Genomic DNA, 21,444 nt, shown 5'->3' with positions numbered 1-21,444 from the left:
TTTAATAAAATTATCGGTGAAATTTAATTTTAAATCTTCTCTGAAATCACTGTATTTATCTATATTTTTGCATTTTTGCGCTACACAAAGTCTTGCGCGACAATGCCCGTAGTAATGGCTTCAGTTTTGAATTTTAGAGCATTTTCAGGTGTAAGATTAAGCATTTTTCCCCTTTAAAAATCGTTTTTCTTATATTTAAAACTTCAAACATTATACCGTTTTTCAGTAAAATTTCTTTTTCTTAAAATTTTCTGTATTCAGTAAAAAATCGCGAATTTATAATATAAAAAAGTAAATAATATGAGAGATACTGATAGTTTCAAACTTGATGGTTAAGCCATTTATGATTGCGGTTAAAATCCGGAGATTATTTTATTCTTATATATTCCGCTCCGTTTTTTTTATAATGTTTTTAAAATTTTTAAACGCATATAAAAAATATTATAAAATAATAGCCGAAACAACAAATTTAATATTTTAATTAAATCAAGAAAAATACTTATGAGAAGTAAAATTTAAAAATATTTTAAATTTTTTTAGCTTTTACTTTAAGATTTAAAAAATTTCTCGCGCCGTCTTTTTGACGCAAGAAATTTTAAAAAACAACAAAATTTCATCTTAAAAAGACTGAATTTTTAGTGCATTGTCGGCTGAATATCGGCATTTGAAGCTAAATTTTCTTTATCTATTTTTTCCAAAACCGCAATAAGTTTTTCGGCGATTTTGGCATATCTTTCGCTGCTGACGGAATTTGGAGCATAAAAGCTGATCGGTTTTCCATCATCGCCTCCTTCTCTAATCGCCATTTCAATAGGAATTTCGCCAAGAACTTCACAATTATATTTTTTTGCCAAAATTTCAGCACCGCCATGACCGAAAATATCATATTCTTTGCCGTTGTCCGGACAAATAAAACCGCTCATATTTTCAATAAGTCCTGCTAACGGAATATGAAGTTTTTCAAACATATCAAGCGCTCGCGCTGAATCATCAAGCGCCACAGTTTGCGGCGTCGTAACGCAAATTCCTGCTGAAACCGGCACACTTTGAGCGATTGTAATTTGCGCATCGCCTGTTCCTGGCGGCATATCTATAAAAAGCACATCCAAATCACTCCACGCTACATCCTGTAAGAGTTGTTGCACAGCTTTCATTATCATAGCGCCCCTCCAGATAAGACCTTGACCTGCTTCAACCAAAATTCCCATACTCATCATCTCAACGCCATGGCTTAAAATCGGTTTTAATTTTTGTCCGATAATAGTAGGTTGAACGTTGTTTTCTCCCATCATTCTAGGAATATTAGGTCCATAAATATCAGCATCAAGAAGTCCTACTTTTTTGCCTAGTTTTGCCATTGAAATAGCTAAATTTAACGTTGTCGTGCTTTTACCAACTCCGCCCTTTCCGCTGCTTATCATAACAAAATGTTTAATTTGCGGCGCGATATTGCGGCCACTTCTGCTGTTTGAATGCTCAGGTTCAATTTTCGGCTTATTTATAATAACATCGGCATTTGGAATTTTGCTTAAAATTTCATCTTTTAAATCTTGAGATATTTTAGGATTTGCTGATACGATTTCAAGCACGATTTTTATGCCGTCTTTACAATCAATCTCTTTTACAAAACCATACTCAACTATACTTTTTTTAAAACCCGGGTAAATTACACTCTTTAAAATTTCTAAAATTTTATCTTTATTCATTTGCATTCCTTATAAAATTCGCATGAATTTTTTGAGATTTCACGACTTATTTTGTAAGCACAGAATTTCGGTCCGCACATAGAACAAAACTCAGCCTCTTTAAAAACCTCTTGTGGCAGCGTTTCATCGTGATATTCTTTTGCTCTATCCGGATCCAAACTAAGCTCAAACTGTTTATTCCAATCAAAATTATATCTTGCATCACTCATCGCATGATCTCTTTCGATTGCGCCTTTTTTACCAAGAGCCACGTCCGCTATATGAGCTGCGATTTTATGAGCTACTATACCTTCACGCACATCTTTAGCATTAGGCAAACCTAGATGTTCTTTCGGCGTAACATAACAAAGCATTGAAGCGCCTGAAAATGCAGCCATAGTCCCGCCAATCGCACTTGTGATATGATCGTATCCTGCTCCGATATCAGTAGGAAGCGGCCCAAGCACATAAAAAGGTGCATCATCACAAAGCACACGTTCAAGTTGCATATTTGAAGCAATTTCATTGAAAGGCACGTGTCCCGGACCTTCTATCATAACTTGCACATTTTTTGTCCAAGCTCTTCTTGCCAAATCGCCAAGAATTTTCAGTTCGCTTATTTGAGCGGCATCACTTGCGTCATATATACATCCTGGACGTAAACTGTCTCCTAAAGAAAGAGAAACATCGTATTTTGCGCAAATTTCTAAAATTTCATCAAAAGCCGTAAAAAAAGGATTTTCTTTATGGTTTTTCATCATCCAGGTAGCCATTAATGAACCGCCTCGACTTACTATTCCCATTTTACGCTTTGCTACAAGCGGCATAAACTCAAGCAAAAAACCGGCGTGAATCGTAAAATAACTGACGCCTTGAATCGCTTGATTTTCAATCGTTTTAAGCATTTGAGAAATTGTTAAATTTTCGATGGAGCCGACATCATGAATGATTTGATATATCGGTACAGTGCCGATTGGAACGGTAGAGTTTTTGATTATTTGCGTTCTGATTTCATTTAAATCACCGCCTGTACTTAAATCCATAACCGTATCGGCGCCGTATTTTATGGAAATTTTAAGTTTTTCAACCTCTTCTTCAACGCCCGAGCTTACACTTGATGAGCCGATATTTGAGTTTATCTTACATTTTAAACTTCGTCCGATTCCCATAGGAACGAGATTTGTATGATTTATATTTGCAGGAATTATAGTTTTACCGCGAGCAACTTCACTTCTTAAAATTTCAGCGTCCATTTGCTCTATTTTAGCTACATAACGCATTTCTTCCGTTATTATGCCGTTTTTTGCATAATACATCTGTGTTGGAGTTTTATCATTTTTTCTGTTTTTCAGCCACTGACTTCTCATCATTTTATCCTTCTTAAAAATTTTTATTGATAATAACTAAAAAAATTAAATTTTTGAGCTTTCATCAGCCTTAATTTCGCCTAAATCTTGCTTTTTCGGCTCTTTTTCACGCGAAAAATTCATAAAAAACAGAAAAACCTGAGCTATCATCATTATTTTCATACACCATTCGCTGGCCTTGTGAATTTGCAAAAATTGCGTCGTAACAGTTGCAGCTGCGCCGTTATTTTGAGCTGAAAGTATATAATCTGTAAAAAACAGCACAAATAAAAGCCCCAAAATAAGATTTAATAAAGCAATCATAAGCGTTGAAAAGCGGTTGTAAAATGAAAGTTTTTTGTTATTATTAAACTTTACCATTTCAAAAATCAACGAAATTACACAAATCGCAATCAAAAATTTATTGTATTTTACAAAAATAGCACTCATTAACTGTCCGCTTTGAAAATGCGTAAGTACGCCACTTCCTATAAGATTGTCCGGGAAAAAAATCGTAGGAGCCACGAACGCTCCGATACTAATCTCCACGCCGACCAAAGATGCAATCAAAAAAAGATAAATTGCTTTTATCATAAAATTTCCTTTTTCAAAAAATATAAAATTTTATCAAAAAATCACTTTGCAAAAACTTACTGATGTTCTACTTTGAAATATTTAATTATTTTTTAACTTAAAATTTAACTTATTTAATGTTTTTATAAAATTTTGATGTAAATTTTATTAAATTTTTAAAAAATAACCAAGCGAGTAATATTAAGTTTTTTAAAATTTACAGAAAATACAAAATTTTATACACTGAACTTTATTTTTCAAAAAATCTTGAAGCGGTAATGAATAGTTTAAATTTTGGTTTAAAGTTAAAAAATAAACAGCCGAAATTTAATGAAATTTCGGCTTAAAATTTAGTGTAAAAAGTGTCTTATTCCGGTAAAATACATAGCCATTCCAAAGCTATCGGCAGCTTCTATGACTTCATCGTCCCGTATGCTTCCACCAGGTTCTATAACGGTTTTTACGCCGACTTCATTTGCAATTTCAATGCTGTCTTTGAAAGGAAAAAACGCTTCGCTTGCAAGTACGCAACCGTTTAAATCTATTCCCATATCTTTAGCTTTTGCCACAGCAGCGCGCGCCGCATCGACTCTGCTTGTCATTCCCATTCCAATCGCAACTAAAGCGGAATTTTTTACATACACAACGCAATTGCTTTTAGTAAGTGCGGCAAGTTGCCAAGCAATTTTCATATCATTTATTTCGGATTCACCGGCTCTGCGCTTTGTAACGCATTTTGCGTTTGTAACCTCATCTGATTTTACAAAATCTCTTTCTTGATATACAAATCCGCCGTCAACATGTTTGAAGTTGAATTTTTCGTCGGATCTTAGTAAAAATTCGCTGTTTTGAGTAAAAATTTTAGTTCTTTTCTTATCGCTAAATACTTCTAACGCTTCATCAGTAACGTTTGCAGCGATTATTACTTCCATAAAAGTGCCTTTTTTGTGAAGTTCCAACGCCAACTCTTTATCTAAAGTTCCATTTATCGCTATTACACCGCCATATGCGCTAACAGGATCGCATTTTAAAGCTTCTTTGTAGCTGCTTAGCAGGTTTTCTTTTATAGCAAAACCGCAAGGATTTGCGTGTTTGCAAATAGCTACGGCAGGAGCATTTCCAAAACTTGCAGCAAGTAAAACGGCGCCGTTCATATCTGTTAGATTATTAAAACTCGCTTCACCTTTTAATGCTTTGAAATTTTTGCTGAAAAAGTCTTCAAACTCATACAAAGCGCCTTTTTGATGAGGATTTTCGCCGTATCTTGTATCAAAAACCTTTTTTCCAAAAATGAATTTTTTAGCTCCGAAACCGCCATTGAAGCGCTCATTCATATAGTTTGCAATCATAGAATCATAACTTGCTGTATGTTCGTAAGCTTTTATCATCAAATTCCTGCGAAATTCGTAATCATCGGCTTTTGCAGCTATTTTTTCAGCTACCGTATTATAATCGTTTTTATCCGTTACAATCAAAACATCTTTGAAATTTTTAGCCGCACTTCTTACCATTGTAGGACCGCCGATATCGATATTTTCGATAATTTCATCAAAATCATCTGTTTTTTGAATGGTTTCTTTAAACGGATAGAGATTAACGCAAACCAGATCGATAGATTTTATTTTGTTTTCTTTCGCCTCTTTGCTTTGTGTATCTCTTTTAAACAAAATTCCGCCGTGAATTTTTGGATGAAGAGTTTTTACGCGACCTTCAAACATCTCAGGACTTTTCGTATATTCGCTAACTTCTGTCGCTTTGATTCCATTTTTTACAAGTAGATTATATGTGCCGCCTGTACTTAAAATTTTAAAACCTAAATTTTCAAGTTTTTTAGCAAACTCTACTACGCCGTCTTTATCGCTTACGCTGATAAGTGCTCTCATTTTATCTCCTTTAAAAATTTATAGATAAATATTTTTATAATCGTCATAATTTTATTTTTAAATTTATTAAAATTTTTTTAAATTCCATTTTTAACTTTTAAACTTTCTTTTTGCAATTCAAACTTCTTAACTATACTTTCATAAGCTGCGAATTTTACCGGCTTTTTAATAGGCAAATAAATACTACTGTTTATAATATTTTCGAATTCTTTTTTTCTCTCTTTTTTAGCCACGACATAAAAATTTGCTTTAAAATCCTGCAACTCAAAAAATTTATTGATTGAATTTTTAAAATCAGTAGTGTGTTCAACTTCAAAAAAAGAATCAGGCATTTTTCTATCGTTAAACCAGATAACGTCAACAGTTTTAGCAAATTTTAAAATTCCGAGATATGTAAAATCATAAATTTTAGTCATTTTGGCGCTATAAAAAAGTTGTTTATCGATATAAATTTTATTTTTATCTTGTGATGGAATGTAAGTTTGGTAATTTCTTAAATTTCCTATTTCGGTAATTAAGCCTTGATAATAAGTATGTGTAAATTTATTATCAACTATTTTTGTTGTATTTTTTATACATATTTTTTTTAATATTTCATTTTTTTGACTGATAAGTCCCCAAAGACCCGGTTGAATTTTAAAAAACTCGCTATTTGTTTGTAAAATTCTTCTAATTGTAGCAAATGGAGTTTTTGTTCCCCATTTTGATATGTCAGTTTTATCATAAAGTTCGCCAAGCGTAGCCATCGGACCGATTTTTTCAAAAGCTTTTAAAACAAAATCTTTTTGCCTAAAATTATTTCCCATATTTTTCTTTCAAAATTTCATAAGCTTCATTGATTTCTTGCAGCTTTTTAGTCGCTTCCTGGATAGTTTGCTCGCTTGCACCTTTTCCCATTAAAATATCCGGATGATATTTTTTCACAAGTTCTCTATATTTAGCCTTTATCTCGTTAAAATCGGCATTTTCGCTAACGCCTAAAATTTCATAAGGCGATTTTTGGTGCGATTTATAATCATCATAACCATTTGAATTTTCATAATGCTTTTCATAACCGAAATTTCCAAAATTTCGCGCCCTGAAAAATATCTCGAATCTATCAAAAATTTCTCTTTTTAAAATTTCATTAAATTCAAATCCATCACAAATTTCATTTAAAATTTCGCGCTCCGCGCTGCTGAATTCACCATCCACATAAGCAAGATTAAATAAAAAATTTAAAATTTCAAGCTTTCTTGATTGTGAAATTTTGCAACTTTTTTGATACTCAAAAGCGATATTAAAAGCTTTGTTATTGCTTGTTTTCTCAAAATTAAAAATTTCTTTAAGCGCGTCCCGTTCAGTTTTTCCTCCGCCGAAATGAGAGATCAAATCATCCAACAGCGCGCTAATTAAATCGGCTTCTTCATGGTTGATTCTACCGTCGCTTTTAGCGACTTTCGCCACCAAAGCGATAATAAATTTCGCTTCGTTAAAGTTTAAATTTTCATAATTTTTTTTATCGAAATTTCCATTTTTAGCTAAACTTTGTAAAAAACCGGAAACTGCGCTGTAAAAAATAAAACACAGAATTAAAAAGACGATAAAATGCATAAATTACCTAAAATTTAAAATGTTTCGCCTTTAATAATTTGTGAAAACTTATTAAAATAAATCTCGGCAAGTTGTTTTATTTTAACGCTGATTTCATTAATTTTAAATGTTTCACCGCCGCTTGCACCGAGTTTTGTAAACTTTAAGCCGCTCTTTTTAGCAAGTTTTAAAAATTCAGTTTCATTTTTTACACCAACAATTGCGCGCGAAAAACTCTCATCGAAAATATCTCTGTCATCATCTACAATCATATCGAAATTTCCGCCGATTTGCTCTATACAAGCCATTTTGGCTAATGTTATAGCGACACCGCCAACGCCTACAGAATTTGCAAATTCCAAAATTTCACATTTGTTAGCTTCTATTACCAAATCCCACAAAGCGCGCTCTTTTATAAAATCAATCTCAGGTAAAGTTCCTGTTATGCGATTTTCTACAACTTTCATATATAAAGAACCTGCAAAAACGCCCTTTGTATCACCGATCAGATATACATTTACACCGTTTTTTGTAAAATGGCTAGGCAAAAGCGCATTTTTAGCGGTTCCAACCATAACGATAGCAGGAGTTGGCTGAATGCTTACGCCATCGGTTTCATTATAAAGACTTACATTTCCGCTGACTACAGGCGTATTTAGAGCTTTGCAAGCCGCTTTTATACCTTCGCAACCTTGCGCGAATTGCCACATAACCTCTTCATTTTGCGGATTTCCGTAATTTAAACAATCCGTAATTGCTAACGGCACAGCGCCGCTCATAGCGACTTTACGACCGCTAGCGGCAACCGCCAAAGCAGCTCCTATTCTAGGATTTATATAGTTCATTCTACTGTTGCAATCCATCGCCATACAAAGATTTACGCCGTTTTCTTTGACACGAATCGCGGCCGCTCCCAAAAATCCAGGCTTTTTAATTGTATTTGTGCCGATGTTTGCGTCATATTGATCATAAATAAAATTTTTATTTAAAATTTCAGGTTCTGCAAAAATTTTATCAAAAGCTTCTTTATTACTAATCTTACTTACACCGCAACCGCACAAATTTCCACTTGCAATTTTATCCAAATAAGCAGGTTTTTTAACGGGACGATCTAAAATCGGTGCAGCTTCACTAAGTGGCGCGATAGGCACGTCGGCTACTTTTTTGCCATACCAGAAAAGCTCCATATTTCCACTATTTGTTACTTCACCGATAACCTCAGCGTCCAAATCCCACTTTGCAAAAATCTCTTTAACCTTTTCTTCGCATCCTTTTTTTGCGCAAATCAACATTCTTTCTTGGCTTTCACTTAGCATAAGCTCATAAGGCGTCATCTCGTTTTCACGCATCGGAACTTTATCAAGGTGCATTATCATACCGCTTCCGCTTCTACCTGCCATTTCAAAACTGCTTGATGTAAGACCTGCCGCACCCATATCCTGAATTCCTATAATATAGCCCTTTTTAAATAGTTCAAGGCATGCTTCCATTAGAAGTTTTTCGGCAAAAGGATCGCCTACTTGTACAGTTGGACGAAGTGATTTGTTTTCTTCGTTAAAGCTGTCACTTGCCATAACGGCTCCGCCAAGTCCGTCACGACCTGTCTTACTTCCCACATAAATCACCGGATTTCCTGCACCTTCAGCTTTACCGTAAAAAATTTCATCGCTTTTTACGATACCAAGAGCAAAGGCATTTACCAAAATATTTCCGTTAAAACTGCTGTCAAATGTCGTTTCGCCACCGATTGTCGGAATTCCCATACAATTTCCGTAATGCGCAATACCACCCACAACGCCTTTTACCAAATATCTTTGATAACGATTTACCTTACTGTCTCCAATGACATCGCCAAAACGAAGCGAATTCATATTAACTTCAACTCTTGCGCCCATTGTAAAAATATCTCTTAAAATTCCGCCAACGCCAGTAGCGGCTCCTTGAAACGGCTCAATATAGCTTGGGTGATTATGACTTTCCATCTTAAAAACAGCCGCCATACCATCACCGATGTCAATAACTCCTGCATTTTCTCCAGGTCCTTGAATTACCCAAGGCGCTTTTGTAGGAAAACCGTTTAAATATTTTTTGCTTGATTTATAAGAGCAGTGCTCACTCCACATTGAAGAAAAAATTCCAAGTTCCAAAAGATTTGGCTCGCGTCCTAGAATTTCTAAAATTTTTTTATACTCGCTATCGCTTATTTTATGCGCTTTGATTGTTTTTTGATCCATTTTTTTTCCTTTTATAATCTCCAAGTCGGCTTATTTACAATACCTTTTATATCAATTATGATATGTTGATTTAAAATTTTATCATAATCGCTATCTTTTAAATTTTTAAACTCATTATGAGCTACAGCTACAATTATAGCGTCGTATTTTTTGCTATTCTTGAAAGGATTTGCGATAATTTCGTGATTGAAAGTGATATTTGATTCATTTGTATCTACCCAAGGATCATAAATATCTACATTTATGCCATATTCTTCCAAATTTTCCACTATATTTAAAACCTTTGTATTTCTTAAATCAGGGCAATTTTCTTTAAATGTAACACCCAAAACAAGAACGTTTGAGCCTTTAATTTTAATATCGTTATCTATCATTGTTTTTATAGTTTTGTTTGCTATAAAACCTGCCATTGAATTATTTATGTGTCTTGCGTTTAAAATTAAATTCGGTTTATATCCAAGCTCTTCGGCTTTATATGTGAGATAATACGGATCTACACCTATGCAGTGACCTCCGACAAGCCCTGGTTTTAACTTGATAAAATTCCACTTAGTTGAAGCCGCTTCAATAACTTCATTCGTATCAATATTCATCGCATCAAAAATAAGAGCAAGCTCGTTTATAAGCGCAATATTTACGTCTCTTTGAGTATTTTCTATGACTTTACTCGCTTCTGCTACTTTTATGCTGCTTGCTTTTAAAGTTCCTGCAGTTATTATACTTTTATAAAGCGCATCTACAACATCGGCAATTTCAGGCGTGCTGCCGCTTGTAACTTTTAAAATTTTAGATACAGTGTGTTCTTTATCACCAGGATTTATTCTTTCGGGCGAATATCCGCAAAAAAAGTCAATATTAAATTTAAGTCCTGATGTTTTTTCCAAGCAAGGTACGCAAATTTCTTCAGTAACACCAGGATAAACTGTACTTTCATATATTACTATATCACCTTTATTTAACGCTTTTCCTATGCTTTCACTTGATTTTATAAGTGGTGTAAGATCCGGCTTATTTTTAGAATCAATCGGCGTAGGAACCGTCACGATAAATATATTTGCACATTTTAGATCATTTATATCAGTAGTATAAAAAGTATCCATTTCTTTTAACTGACTGTTATTTAATTCAAGCGTCCTATCTACGCCACTTTTAAGCTCTTCAACTCTTTTTTGATTTATGTCATATCCGATTGTTTTGTATTTTTTGGAAAATGCGTTAAGCAAAGGCATTCCAACATATCCAAGCCCAACAACAGCTATGATTTTATCTTTTAAATTTAACATATTTTCCCTCGTTTTCGCCGAATTTTAACAAATAAATGCTTAAAATTTATCATTTTTATTATTAAAAATAAAAACAGTGATTAAGCAAAAAAAATTACCGTAATATTTTTATTTTTTATCCAAAAATTCATTGTTATACATTTTGCTTCGTTTCGAAATTTCTTTATTTAAATCATCAAAATCATATTTTTCAAGCAGTAACGGAGTATTTTTTGTAGGATTTCTACCAAGCCCGAAAGCATCAACGCTTATATTTATGCTCTCTAAAATTGCTGGTAGCATATCAAAATGATTGACTTTTCTATTTGTATCAACTCCGCTGAAACCTGAATTTAAAAAGAGATTAAAAATTCTTCTATCACTACTTCTTTTAAAATATCTTTGCACTTGTGATAAATGATCACCTAAAACAATTACGGATGTGTTTTTATAAAAATCCTGTTTCATTATCCATTTTAAAAATTCGCTTAACTCCTTGTCAGTACAAGATATGCTTTCAGTATATCTATCGTCCATTGACGTGCAGCCAGGGCTTTTATTTCCAGGAAAATGCATATTTATAGTAGAAATATAAAAAGCAAAAGGTTTATGCAATGTTGCTTTTTGGTTTAGTTTTTCTTTTGCAATTTTAAAAATTTTATCATCATAAATTCCCCATCCAAAATCATTTTTTAAATTCATAGATTTTAAATCACTAACTTTTATTTTATGAGTTATAAAAAATTCTTTTGCATTTGCAAAAGTCGCATCACTTCCTAAAAGATACTCCTGATCATATCCGAAATGATCAAGCACATCTCCAAGACAAGTCATTTTTTTATATGTTTCATTTTTATCTCCGACTATTGAAAGTGGAATACCGCAGTTATAAGCTAAAAGCCCTGCTGCTGTCCAACCTGTATTATTCAACATTTTATGACCATTATTAAACACTACTCCGTTTTTTGCTATCTCTTTTAAATTTGTAATATCTATTTTTCTATTGTTTCTAAGTTCACTATAATTTAATTCCAAACTCTCTGCATAAACGATTATCAAATTTTTAGGTTTTTTAAGCGAAATTTTACTGAAATCAGGATTTTTATACTCTTTTTCATAAATATCCGAATAAACAAAAAAATATGAAAAAATGTCATAAAAACTCATTTTAGCATTTGCTACTATTAAAGAAACAATCAAAAAAGCAAAAGAAAATTTCAAAGAGTGTTTTTTAAAAAATTGACTGAATTTAATAGCCAAAAACCAAAGCAAAGCCACTACAAACGCAGGAACTATAATTTTTTCTCTAATGGAAGTTTTGTATTCATTAAGCGTATCACCGATATCGCTGACAAAATGAAAAATCATTTGAGCAGCTGTAAAATTTCCGAAATGACGATAACTGAAATATGTAAGACCAAGCAAAAATCCTGCAAAAAATACTATTAAAATAGAAATTATGTGTTTTTTTGATATATTATTTCTTTTCATTTTTTTCCTTTAAATATGAAATTTCATAAAGTTTCGCCTCTTTTAAAAAAGCATAAAAAGCATTTATTACAGACGTTATGAAGCCTCTTTTTCCATTAAAAACAGATCTTCTTAAAAAATAAGATTTAAAAAACATAAACGGAAATATAAAAATAAGCTTTAGAAAATTCGGTTTTTTGCCTTTTTCAAAATCGCTTTTTGCTCTTAAAGTAGAATAATTATTGTTTTTTACAACGAGCTCATATATAAATTTATCACTAAAATGATGTATTGAATATTTGCTTTTTTTTACTTTTCCATTTATTGAAATTTGAGCGTGAACACCCATATTTTCATATTTTCCACTACTTTTTTTAAAAAATCTTATATGTGTGTTCTTTTTTACAAACGGCGAAACAATAAAGCCCATATTATACTCTTGAAATTTTATATCCAGTCCGTTAAATTCACTTTGATTTATAAAATTCCCGATTTCGATTTTTAAAGCCGGCTCAATCTCTTCATCAGCGTCCAAATTTAATACCCACTCATTTTTACAAAGATTAAACGCGTAGTTTTTTTGAAAGCCTTCACCTTGCCATTTATGAAAATAAATTTTATCCGTATATTTTTTTGCAATTTCCAGCGTTTTATCGGTACTTCCACTATCTACGATGATAATTTCATCAAAATCAGCCACGCTTTTGAGCATTCTTTCGATATGCTTTTCTTCATTCATCACAATCGCATAAACAGATGCTTTTATCAAATTTAATCCTTAAAATTTATTTCTAATACGTGTAAATCTAAGCCAAAAATCAAAAAAACCTTCTGTGCCAAGAATCCCTATTCTTTTAATTTTTAAACGCTCATCCTTAATATCAAAAACTCCACGCCTTACAATTACAGCATTTTTAAATCCGGCTTCATCCACTAAATCAACAATCTCATTATTAAATTTACCATAAGGATATGCAAAGCTCAAGCAAGGTTTTTTTGTTATATTTTCAACATCTTTTTTGGAATTTTCTATTTCATTTTTTGCCTGCTGAATTGAAATTGCAGTAAGATTTGCATGCGTACTTGTATGAGCACCAAACTCAACGATATCTCTCATCTGTAAAATTTGCTCTTTATTTAACATTTTAGAAATATGTGATGTATTTTTAGCTTCCCAGTAATTTTCATCTTGATTTGGAATAAGAAAGATAGTTGCTTTTGCGCCGTATTTTTTTAAAATTTTATAAGCATTTGTGAAGTTATCACCATATCCATCATCAAAAGTAATGCAAACTGATTTTTTTGGAAATTCTTTATCATCTAGAAATTCACAAATTTCACTTAAAGTAAAAAATTTATAACCTTTTTTACTCATCCAAGCGATTTGCCTCTCGAAATCCTCAGGTTTTACTCGCCATTTATCAAACTTATCACCAAAATGCTCATCAATGCTATGATACATTAAAACCCTTACTTTATCATTTCCAGCAGGTATCCGCCACCAATTATAACGAAGAGAAAAAGCTATAAAAATAACAAAAAATAAAATACAAATAAATATCATTTTTTAAAATCCTCTATCAAATTTTCATATGCCTTTATATATTTTTGTGTCATTTTTTCTATACTAAAGTTATCTTTTTTTAATTTTACCTTTGCAAATTCATCTTGATATTCTTTATAGTTTTTATAAATATCATTTATATTATCAGCTAAAATTTTTGCATCTCTATTATAAACTAATTTTTTACCAATAAGATTTTCATGATTTGAAACATTTGAGGCTATTAAAATTTTTGCATAAAAAATGGCTTCTATCAGCGATATAGAAAGCCCCTCTGTAACAGATGCTATAACTTGTAAATCAGAACTTGCTACATAATCAGCCACATTATTTTTAAAACCTAGAAATTCAACCTTATCTTTTATGCCAAGTCTTGAGGCTAAATCTTGCAAATGTCTTTTTTCATCACCTTCACCTAAAATTTGTAATTTAAAATCAAAATTAAGCTTTGAGGCAGCATTTATTAAAAGATCCCATCCTTTAACAGGTGCGAGCCTACCAACACCTAAAATTGTAAATTTATCATTTTTTATCAAATTAGGTTTTACTTTACTCACGCCATTTGTTATAAGAATATTTTTTTTAGCATTCATATAGTTCATAGTTTCATCAGAAACAGCTATCCCAAGATTAGCAAAAGCATATTTCTTCTTTAATTCCGCATTATGTCTTGTGGCAACGATTGGAATTTTCTTCTTTAAAAAAAATTGCATATATTTCATAATTTCAAGTTCTTTTGCATTATGGCATTGAATTATATCAGGATTTATTTCTTCTATAAATTTAGCAGTTTTATATAAAAAAAATGGATTAAAACGACTTTTATCAAAATTAAACTCTATAAATTTCACATTTTTATTTAATTTTTGTGTTATATCTTTATTTGAAAGTAAAATTACTTCATGATTTTTACTCATCTCATTACATAGATCAACACAAACTTTTTCAGTTCCGGCAAATTGAATCCATTGAAGTGTTTGTAAAATTTTCAAATTAATTCTCCATTTTTATATATAAATTCTTTCCACTCATAGTCTTGACTAAAATTTTTATTAAAAAGCAATTCAAGCATAAATTTAGTTACGCGTTTTGCATTTGCGATTTTTAATGTTTTTTCTCTGCCATTTTTACCAATTTGCTTCCACTCGTTACTTTTTAAAATTGCTAAAATCTTATCACTACAATCTTTAAAATTTTTAAAATAAATTATATCTTTATTGGGCTCGTAAAGTTTATCAAATCCTGTAATAACCGGCGAAAAAGTACATGCCCCAAAACCTAAAAATTGTGCCATTCTATCACTTGCACCCAAAAGTTTGTTTGAGCTCTCGCAATCTAACTCATCATCTCTGTTAAAATTTATAGCAATTTTACTCTCATTTATGGCTTTTAAAAAATCATATCCAAAAACTGGTTTGTTCCCTAAACTTGCATAAATTTTATGCTTTATGCTATTTTTTTTACAAAACTCATGAAGCATTAAAGCAAATTTATAACGGTTATCTTCTTTATAATCTCTTGCTATATAAATGATATCATTTGTTTTTGATAAATTTAAATCGATCTCAAAAGCCTCATCTGAAATATTTGGAAAAAATGAAAAAAGTGTATTTTTATACTTATTTGAAAGCTCTTTTAATTTAAGTGCATTTGCATAAAAAAACGCGTCAATTATCTTAAATTTTTCAAAAAATTCAGCTTTTTCTTCTAGATGATCAACATACCACATCGCAATTTTTATATTTGGCAGTGCCTTTTTTATCTCTAAAAGAGTTTCGTTTTCTATCTTTTCAGCCTTTGTGATAAATAAAACATCGGCATTTATATTTTTGCAAATTTCAATAAGTTTTTGATTCATCTTTTTTATGCCGCTGTTTTTAATGCCGCAAAATCTTAAATTTCTCTCCCAGTCTCTATAACTGAAATCATATACAAAATGACCGTTTTGATGAAGTCCATGCGAAATTTTACGCTCTAAGCCATAAAAAAAATTTCCATCATCAAATTCATTAAAAATACCACAATGAACAATTCTAAGATTTTTCATAAATTTCCTCATAGTAATTTTGCAAATTTAAGATATATTTTTCAAATTTAAAATTTTCAATTATATTTTTATTTTTTTCTTTAAAAATTTCAACTTTTGCATCATAATTCATGTAAATTTCATCTATTTTATCACTTAAATTCTCATGGTTTATTAAAAATTCATCGTCTAAAATTTCAATTATTCCACCAACTGGTGTAGAAATTACAATAGGAGCGTAAAAAAGACCTTCTAAAAGCGTAAGTGGAAAACCTTCTTTTATGGAACTAATAACTTGTAAATTTGAATTTGCTAAAATTTGCGGAATGTTTTGACAAAAACCAAGAAGTTTAACTTTATTTTTTAAATTAAGACTATTTATTAAATTCTGCAAATTTTCCCTTTCGAAACCATCACCTACAATTTGTAAAACAAAGTTAAATTTAAGCTTCTTTACTTCATTTATCAAAATATCAAAACCTTTAATTTTATCAAGCCTACCAACAGCTGTAATGGTAAAAGTTTTTGATAAATTCGGCTTTATATTTTGCTTATCTATACCAAAATAGATAACTTTTGATTCATGATTTATAGTATTTGCGACATTTTTTGAAACAGCCATAACATTTTTAATTTTATTAAAAATTTTACCTTTTCTATTATTGTGCTTTGTAGCAATAAACTTAAATTTTAAAAATTTACTTAAAATAAAGCCCATTTGCGTAGCTTTTGCCCCATGAGTGTGTAAAATATCCGGCTTAAACTCGTGTAAAAATTTCATAATCTCAAAATATAAAAATATATTGTAACGTTTATCGTAGCTTTTATAATCATAAATTTTTACTCTTTTATCAAATTTATTTAAAAAATTAGCACCTTTTGGTAAGATAAGAGCTACCTCATAACTTTTACAAAGCTTATTTAATGTTTGCAAAATGATATTTTCAACACCACCAAAAATATTTGAACAAGAGAAATAACAAACTCTCACCTACTTCTTCCTTTTTTTATTTTTAAAATAAAATGAAGTATATTTCCTCTACCACTTATCATGATTCTAGGAATTTCATAATTTGAGTATCTATTTTTTAAAACATCATTGTTTGTCGTAACAGAAAATTTATATCCGGATTCTTTAGCTAGTTGCATACTTTCTTCATCGTAAAAACCAAACGGATAAGCAAAGCTTTCACAAGTTATACCAAATTTTTTTTCAATTTCTAATTTTGAGTTTAAAATTTCATTTTGTTTATCTTTATAGCTTAGACTCGGCAAATTTGCATGATTTAAAGTATGAGAGCCAATTTCAATAAGACCACTTTCTAAAAGTTTTTTAACATCTTCGTCACTTAACATTTTTTCATTGTTTAATTCATCGCTTGATTTTTTAAGATCTTTATCCGTCGCCCAATTTTTATCAAAGCGGTTACAAACTATAAAAATTGTAGCTTTAAAACCGTATTTTTGAAGTATTGGCAAAGCATTTGTGAGATTATCTTTATATCCGTCATCAAAAGTTATAATTACTGATTTTGGTGGTAGATCATCTGATATTTCACGCACAAAATAACTTTTAAAACCATTTTTGCTAAGCCACTTGATTTGCTTTTCAAACTCTTTTGGCTCTACTCTTAAACGGTTAAATTTGCTTTTATTTTTAGGCAAATGCTTACTTATCATATGATACATCAAAACACGAGGATATTCATAAGTGATATTTTTTCTCCACCAAGAAAAGCGAAGCGAAAAAATTGTAAAACTAATTAATATTGTAAAAATTAATAATATAATAACTATTTGCAAAGTTTAGCCTTAAATTTATCCGAATACACTAAAAACATAAAAATAGTTACAGCGCTAAAAAGTTCTTTTGAGTCAAAAACACTAAAATCAAACTGTGTAATAACTACAAAATATACAAGTAAAGACAAATATATATAATTTTTATCTTTTAAAATTTGATAAAATACGGTTAAAACAGCACTAATCCATGCCACCAAACCAAATATTCCAGTAAAAAGTAATATTTCTAAAGTGGAATTATGAAGTCCTGTATGTACTGCTATATAAGCCGGTAAATTTAAATTTCTCCAACAACTAACACCGTGGCCAAAAAATAAATTATTTGGTATTTGAGTAAGTCCAAATTTCCAAATATCAGTTCTATGGCTGGAATTTCCTTGAAGAAGCAAATTTACCCTATCTTGCAAACTATCTACACCAAAATACAAACATATAAGCACTAAAATACAAATTCCAACAGCTATAAAAAATTTTTTATTAAGCTGTTTAAAATAAAACGCGATAAAAACGATATATGCAAAAAAACCGGCAACCCAACCTGAACGTGAAAAAGAAAATAGCATACAAAAACCAAAAATTGCAAGTAAGACTAATCCTATTTTTATATTGTCTTTTAAAATAAAAAGAGTAAAGACAACACCTAAGCTCATAGCAAGTCCCATGGCATTTCTGTTATCAAAAGTTCCTTTAAGACCATAATCGCCATTGTAGGCTGCGTTTGAATTTAAAACAATATCTGGATTTAAAATTAGCATAAAAATTGCGATGGCTGCTACAAACAAAAGTCCGAATAAAAAGACATCAACTAATACTTTTTTATCAAAATACTTAAGCCTGTAAAAATACGCTAAAGCTATAAAAACCAAAACATATCTATAAAAAAATGAAATTATATGATGCCAAGATTTTTTGGCTAAAAGTTCAGGATTTAAGATGTTTGCTAAACACATACTAAGCAAAATCAAAGCAACAAAAACAGCTAAAACTTTAGTTTTTTTAAAATTTTCAATTAAAACAGAGTAGTTTTTATTTATAATCAAATGCACTACAAAAAATAGCAAAACCAAAACAGTTGAAATTTGATAAATGGCATTCTTAAAAGGAATACTACAAAGCCAAATAAAAAGTATAATATTAAAAGCAAGTTTATATTTGTCTTCTTTTAAGCCAATTAAATACTCATGCATTTAAAACCTCCTTATAAATTTTTAAATTTTCGTTGCACATTTTTTCTAGTGAGAACTTACTCTTTATATAAGAATAGCCATCAAATTTAAGATCTTTTGCCATTAAAATTTTTTGTGCGAGTTCTTTTTCATCAAGTGGAGCAAAAAAATATCCGTTTACATCTTCAATAATTATGTCTTTTACGCCCCCATGATTACTTGCCACAACTGGTCTGTTTAGAGCTATTGCCTCAGCTACGCTTCTTCCAAAGCTTTCAGGCTTTATAGATGCACTAACTACAACATCACTAAGAGCATAAATTTTTGCAATTTCACTAATGCTTCCTAAAAAAATAATACTCTTTTTGAGATCTAATTTACAAATGAGTTTTTTTAAGAACTCAAAATATTTTTTTCTTTTTGGGTGAACTCCACCTACTACTAGAAGTTTAATATTTTCATTTTCTAGGATTTTTATGGCCTTTATAATTGTTTCAATGTTTTTTAAATTTGAAATTCTACCAACGCAACTTATAATAAAATCATCTTTTTTTAAACCAAATTCATTTCTTAATTTCTCTTTGCTCTCAAATTTTGTAGCATCAAAATTTTCTAAATTTACACCTCTAAAGATAACTGAAATCCTACTCTCATCAGCATTAAAATTTTTAATAATATACTCTTTTATAAAATTACTAGGTACAATGATTCTATCTGCTTTTACCATTATTTTACTATAAAAATTTACTGAATTAGCTCCATGAACCGTACTTATTATCTTACATTTTGGTTTTGCAAAATGCACCATCCAAGCAGGCACGCGCGATCTTATATGCACAATATCCGGCTTTATCTCTTTTAAAATTTTGCGAAGTTTTAAAATCCTTACAGGAGCTGTAAAAATATTTTTCGAGCAAACATCATGTAAAATTAACTTGCCACCGTCTTTTTCTATAATACCGGCTAATTTTCCGCCTTTTGTAATCACAAAATTTTCAATTCCATTTTTCACAAATTCACGGTTAAGCTCGACTACGCCACGCTCAACGCCACCTTCATTGAGCTCCGGTAAAATTTGCACAACTCTCATAATTTTATATCTTTCATTAAATTTTTTAAATTAATTTTTGCTGTTTTTTGTAAATTTTTTGGCGATGAGTAAATTTGCAAATATCCGCCTTTTTGCAAATTTTTTATAAATCTGTCAAATTTATTTTCTTTTTCGTTTCGCCTAGAAAGTGGTAAAATAGCGATATTTGCACTAAAATTGCAAACAGCTTCGCTAATCATCGAAACGCTGTCGATTGTAATAAAAACAAATTCGCAACCGGATAGAAAATCGGAAATCGGATTTATAGGATTTTTGCTGTAAATCACGCTAAAATCAAATTTTTTTTGCATCAATGCACTCTCTATTTTTTTTGGAGTACGAGGCGAAGTTGTAATTAAAAACTCATAATCTTTAAAAAAATCACGAATTTCATCAATTTTTTCTAAAATTTCATCATTCATGATAAAATTTTTATTATTTCCACCGATTATAAAACCGATCGCTTTTTTTGACGGTTTATAAAAATTTTGAGGTTTCAAAAAATTTAAATTTACAGGCAAAATTTTTATATTTTCAGCTTTTTTCGGATTGTCGTGTGAGGTTGCTATGATAAACGAAAAGTCTTTTTTATAGCCTTTGGGATACATTAAAGCGATATTTTTTTTATTATATTTTTTGGATAAAAACTTTAAAGCGTAATAAGTTTGGCTTCCTGCGCCTACAAAAAGATCAAAATTCTGAAAATCCTTATTTTGAATATTAAAAATTTTTATTAAAATTCCAAAAAAATCTAATACATAGCTTAGCAATTTAAAAAATTTATTTGAGTAAGAAACATTGCAAAGTTCATATTTAAAACCCATAATTTCACAAAATGCAACGCTTTGATTTTCATGACCTTTTCTCAAATCCGTTAAAATCAGAGCTTTCATGCATCCATTCTCCAGCGATTATGCATCCAAAACCATTGCTCCGGCGCACTTCTGACTATATTTTCAAAAATATCGTTGCAAGTTTGAGTAATAAATAATTCGGCTTCATTTTTAGATAAATTTGAAGGAATTTCAGGAAATTTTTCCACAATAATTTCAAATTTCGTTTTATCTATACGTTTCGCAAAAATTGGAATTATCACTGGATTAAATTTCAAAAACAATGTTGCGACGGATTTTGTAGTATAACATTTCCGTCCAAAAAATTCGGCTTTAAAATTTCCTGTTTTTTGATCGGTTAAAATACCTAAATTGCCGTGGTTTTTAAGCAATTTTATCATATTTCTCATAGCGTCATCTTTATAGATCAAATCATTGCCGAACTTATGACGAAACGGAAATGTGATATTATCTTCAATCAAAGAATTGTTTCCGTATCTTCCTACAACCGATACAGGAAAGCCTTTAGTCGCAAAATAATGCGCCAAAAATTCCCAGTTTCCGAAATGAGCCGTCACAAAAATAATTCCGTTTTTGTTATTTTTAGTAAGCTCTTTTACTTTTTTTACGGCTGATTCGCCGTTTTGCATAACATCGTCCAATTTTATACGATCATTTATAAGAAGCAAAACCTCTGCTACGGTTTGTGAAATACTGATAAAATTTGCTTTTGCCAAACTTTTCGCTTTTTTAAAATCAAAATCTTTATAAGCTGCTAAAATATTGTTTATGGCGAGTTTTCTGCGAGATTTTAAAACCCAAAATAATATTATCGCAAAAAATTTTAATAATGCAAAAACCGCAAATTTCGGTAAAAATTTTGAAATTTTAATTACGGATAAAACTATAAAATATTCAATTTTCTCTCGCAAAACTT

The 21,444-nt window shown here is 30.6% G+C and carries 19 protein-coding genes; all 19 read right to left on the bottom strand.

Features of this window, described 5'->3' with window-relative positions:
- Positions 1-635: 635 nt before the first annotated feature.
- The 19 genes from CHAB381_RS03195 to CHAB381_RS03105 all read right to left on the bottom strand — a co-directional run bounded on the left by CHAB381_RS03195 (position 636) and on the right by CHAB381_RS03105 (position 21,439).
- Positions 636-1,706, bottom strand: coding sequence for an Mrp/NBP35 family ATP-binding protein (locus CHAB381_RS03195; protein ID WP_012108541.1), 1,071 nt, complete (start codon positions 1,704-1,706; stop codon positions 636-638).
- Entirely contained in the window at positions 1,703-3,052 is a 1,350-nt protein-coding gene (gene thiC, locus CHAB381_RS03190) for a phosphomethylpyrimidine synthase ThiC (RefSeq protein WP_012108540.1), read from the bottom strand. The genes CHAB381_RS03195 and thiC overlap by 4 nt, the downstream gene beginning before the upstream one ends.
- A gap of 45 nt (positions 3,053-3,097) precedes the next feature.
- Positions 3,098-3,625: a DUF4149 domain-containing protein gene (locus tag CHAB381_RS03185; protein WP_012108539.1), complete on the bottom strand. Its 528-nt coding sequence runs from the start codon at positions 3,623-3,625 to the stop codon at positions 3,098-3,100.
- A gap of 329 nt (positions 3,626-3,954) precedes the next feature.
- Positions 3,955-5,487: a bifunctional phosphoribosylaminoimidazolecarboxamide formyltransferase/IMP cyclohydrolase gene (purH, locus tag CHAB381_RS03180; protein ID WP_012108538.1), complete on the bottom strand. Its 1,533-nt coding sequence runs from the start codon at positions 5,485-5,487 to the stop codon at positions 3,955-3,957.
- Between the two features lie 77 nt (positions 5,488-5,564).
- Positions 5,565-6,293, bottom strand: a complete 729-nt coding sequence (locus CHAB381_RS03175; protein WP_012108537.1) for a hypothetical protein — start codon at positions 6,291-6,293, stop codon at positions 5,565-5,567.
- On the bottom strand, positions 6,283-7,080 hold the full coding sequence (locus tag CHAB381_RS03170; RefSeq protein ID WP_012108536.1) for a DnaJ domain-containing protein: 798 nt from the start codon (positions 7,078-7,080) through the stop codon (positions 6,283-6,285). The genes CHAB381_RS03175 and CHAB381_RS03170 overlap by 11 nt, the downstream gene beginning before the upstream one ends.
- Positions 7,081-7,094: 14 nt before the next feature.
- Positions 7,095-9,293 (bottom strand): phosphoribosylformylglycinamidine synthase subunit PurL, encoded by a 2,199-nt coding sequence (gene purL / locus CHAB381_RS03165; protein ID WP_012108535.1) that lies wholly within the window; start codon positions 9,291-9,293, stop codon positions 7,095-7,097.
- Between the two features lie 11 nt (positions 9,294-9,304).
- Entirely contained in the window at positions 9,305-10,576 is a 1,272-nt protein-coding gene (locus tag CHAB381_RS03160; RefSeq protein WP_012108534.1) for a nucleotide sugar dehydrogenase, read from the bottom strand.
- Positions 10,577-10,684: 108 nt separating this feature from the next.
- Positions 10,685-12,046, bottom strand: a complete 1,362-nt coding sequence (locus tag CHAB381_RS03155; RefSeq protein WP_012108533.1) for an LTA synthase family protein — start codon at positions 12,044-12,046, stop codon at positions 10,685-10,687.
- Positions 12,033-12,794, bottom strand: a complete 762-nt coding sequence (locus CHAB381_RS03150) for a glycosyltransferase family 2 protein (protein ID WP_012108532.1) — start codon at positions 12,792-12,794, stop codon at positions 12,033-12,035. The genes CHAB381_RS03155 and CHAB381_RS03150 overlap by 14 nt, the downstream gene beginning before the upstream one ends.
- 9 nt (positions 12,795-12,803) lie before the next feature.
- Positions 12,804-13,589 carry a polysaccharide deacetylase family protein gene (locus CHAB381_RS03145; protein WP_012108531.1) on the bottom strand — a complete coding sequence of 262 codons (786 nt, stop codon included), beginning with the start codon at positions 13,587-13,589 and terminating at the stop codon, positions 12,804-12,806.
- Positions 13,586-14,581 carry a glycosyltransferase gene (locus CHAB381_RS03140; RefSeq protein WP_012108530.1) on the bottom strand — a complete coding sequence of 332 codons (996 nt, stop codon included), beginning with the start codon at positions 14,579-14,581 and terminating at the stop codon, positions 13,586-13,588. The genes CHAB381_RS03145 and CHAB381_RS03140 overlap by 4 nt, the downstream gene beginning before the upstream one ends.
- Positions 14,578-15,636 carry a glycosyltransferase gene (locus tag CHAB381_RS03135; protein ID WP_041570474.1) on the bottom strand — a complete coding sequence of 353 codons (1,059 nt, stop codon included), beginning with the start codon at positions 15,634-15,636 and terminating at the stop codon, positions 14,578-14,580. The genes CHAB381_RS03140 and CHAB381_RS03135 overlap by 4 nt, the downstream gene beginning before the upstream one ends.
- Entirely contained in the window at positions 15,623-16,606 is a 984-nt protein-coding gene (locus CHAB381_RS03130; RefSeq protein ID WP_012108529.1) for a glycosyltransferase, read from the bottom strand. The genes CHAB381_RS03135 and CHAB381_RS03130 overlap by 14 nt, the downstream gene beginning before the upstream one ends.
- On the bottom strand, positions 16,603-17,418 hold the full coding sequence (locus CHAB381_RS03125; protein WP_012108528.1) for a polysaccharide deacetylase family protein: 816 nt from the start codon (positions 17,416-17,418) through the stop codon (positions 16,603-16,605). The genes CHAB381_RS03130 and CHAB381_RS03125 overlap by 4 nt, the downstream gene beginning before the upstream one ends.
- Positions 17,409-18,605 (bottom strand): O-antigen ligase family protein, encoded by a 1,197-nt coding sequence (locus CHAB381_RS03120; RefSeq protein WP_012108527.1) that lies wholly within the window; start codon positions 18,603-18,605, stop codon positions 17,409-17,411. Before CHAB381_RS03120 ends, CHAB381_RS03125 begins: the two co-directional genes overlap by 10 nt.
- Positions 18,598-19,674 carry a glycosyltransferase family 4 protein gene (locus tag CHAB381_RS03115; protein ID WP_012108526.1) on the bottom strand — a complete coding sequence of 359 codons (1,077 nt, stop codon included), beginning with the start codon at positions 19,672-19,674 and terminating at the stop codon, positions 18,598-18,600. The genes CHAB381_RS03120 and CHAB381_RS03115 overlap by 8 nt, the downstream gene beginning before the upstream one ends.
- Entirely contained in the window at positions 19,671-20,567 is an 897-nt protein-coding gene (locus CHAB381_RS03110) for an ELM1/GtrOC1 family putative glycosyltransferase (protein WP_012108525.1), read from the bottom strand. The genes CHAB381_RS03115 and CHAB381_RS03110 overlap by 4 nt, the downstream gene beginning before the upstream one ends.
- On the bottom strand, positions 20,564-21,439 hold the full coding sequence (locus CHAB381_RS03105; RefSeq protein WP_012108524.1) for a lysophospholipid acyltransferase family protein: 876 nt from the start codon (positions 21,437-21,439) through the stop codon (positions 20,564-20,566). The genes CHAB381_RS03110 and CHAB381_RS03105 overlap by 4 nt, the downstream gene beginning before the upstream one ends.
- Positions 21,440-21,444 lie beyond the last annotated feature (5 nt).

The organism is Campylobacter hominis ATCC BAA-381 (genome assembly GCF_000017585.1).
Classification (GTDB): Bacteria; Campylobacterota; Campylobacteria; order Campylobacterales; family Campylobacteraceae; genus Campylobacter_B; species Campylobacter_B hominis.
The sequence above is the reverse complement of the archived record's forward strand: the minus strand, read 5'-3'. Positions and strand labels throughout refer to the sequence as shown.

Excerpts from the sequence above, each read along its gene's own strand:
- CHAB381_RS03195 (WP_012108541.1), bottom strand. The coding sequence starts at position 1,706 with ATGAATAAAGATAAAATTTTAGAAATTTTAAAGAGTGTAATTTACCCG.
- thiC (WP_012108540.1), bottom strand. The coding sequence starts at position 3,052 with ATGAGAAGTCAGTGGCTGAAAAACAGAAAAAATGATAAAACTCCAACA.
- CHAB381_RS03185 (WP_012108539.1), bottom strand. The coding sequence starts at position 3,625 with ATGATAAAAGCAATTTATCTTTTTTTGATTGCATCTTTGGTCGGCGTG.
- purH (WP_012108538.1), bottom strand. The coding sequence starts at position 5,487 with ATGAGAGCACTTATCAGCGTAAGCGATAAAGACGGCGTAGTAGAGTTT.
- CHAB381_RS03175 (WP_012108537.1), bottom strand. The coding sequence starts at position 6,293 with ATGGGAAATAATTTTAGGCAAAAAGATTTTGTTTTAAAAGCTTTTGAA.
- CHAB381_RS03170 (WP_012108536.1), bottom strand. The coding sequence starts at position 7,080 with ATGCATTTTATCGTCTTTTTAATTCTGTGTTTTATTTTTTACAGCGCA.
- purL (WP_012108535.1), bottom strand. The coding sequence starts at position 9,293 with ATGGATCAAAAAACAATCAAAGCGCATAAAATAAGCGATAGCGAGTAT.
- CHAB381_RS03160 (WP_012108534.1), bottom strand. The coding sequence starts at position 10,576 with ATGTTAAATTTAAAAGATAAAATCATAGCTGTTGTTGGGCTTGGATAT.
- CHAB381_RS03155 (WP_012108533.1), bottom strand. The coding sequence starts at position 12,046 with ATGAAAAGAAATAATATATCAAAAAAACACATAATTTCTATTTTAATA.
- CHAB381_RS03145 (WP_012108531.1), bottom strand. The coding sequence starts at position 13,589 with ATGATATTTATTTGTATTTTATTTTTTGTTATTTTTATAGCTTTTTCT.
- CHAB381_RS03135 (WP_041570474.1), bottom strand. The coding sequence starts at position 15,636 with ATGAAAAATCTTAGAATTGTTCATTGTGGTATTTTTAATGAATTTGAT.
- CHAB381_RS03120 (WP_012108527.1), bottom strand. The coding sequence starts at position 18,605 with ATGCATGAGTATTTAATTGGCTTAAAAGAAGACAAATATAAACTTGCT.
- CHAB381_RS03115 (WP_012108526.1), bottom strand. The coding sequence starts at position 19,674 with ATGAGAGTTGTGCAAATTTTACCGGAGCTCAATGAAGGTGGCGTTGAG.
- CHAB381_RS03110 (WP_012108525.1), bottom strand. The coding sequence starts at position 20,567 with ATGAAAGCTCTGATTTTAACGGATTTGAGAAAAGGTCATGAAAATCAA.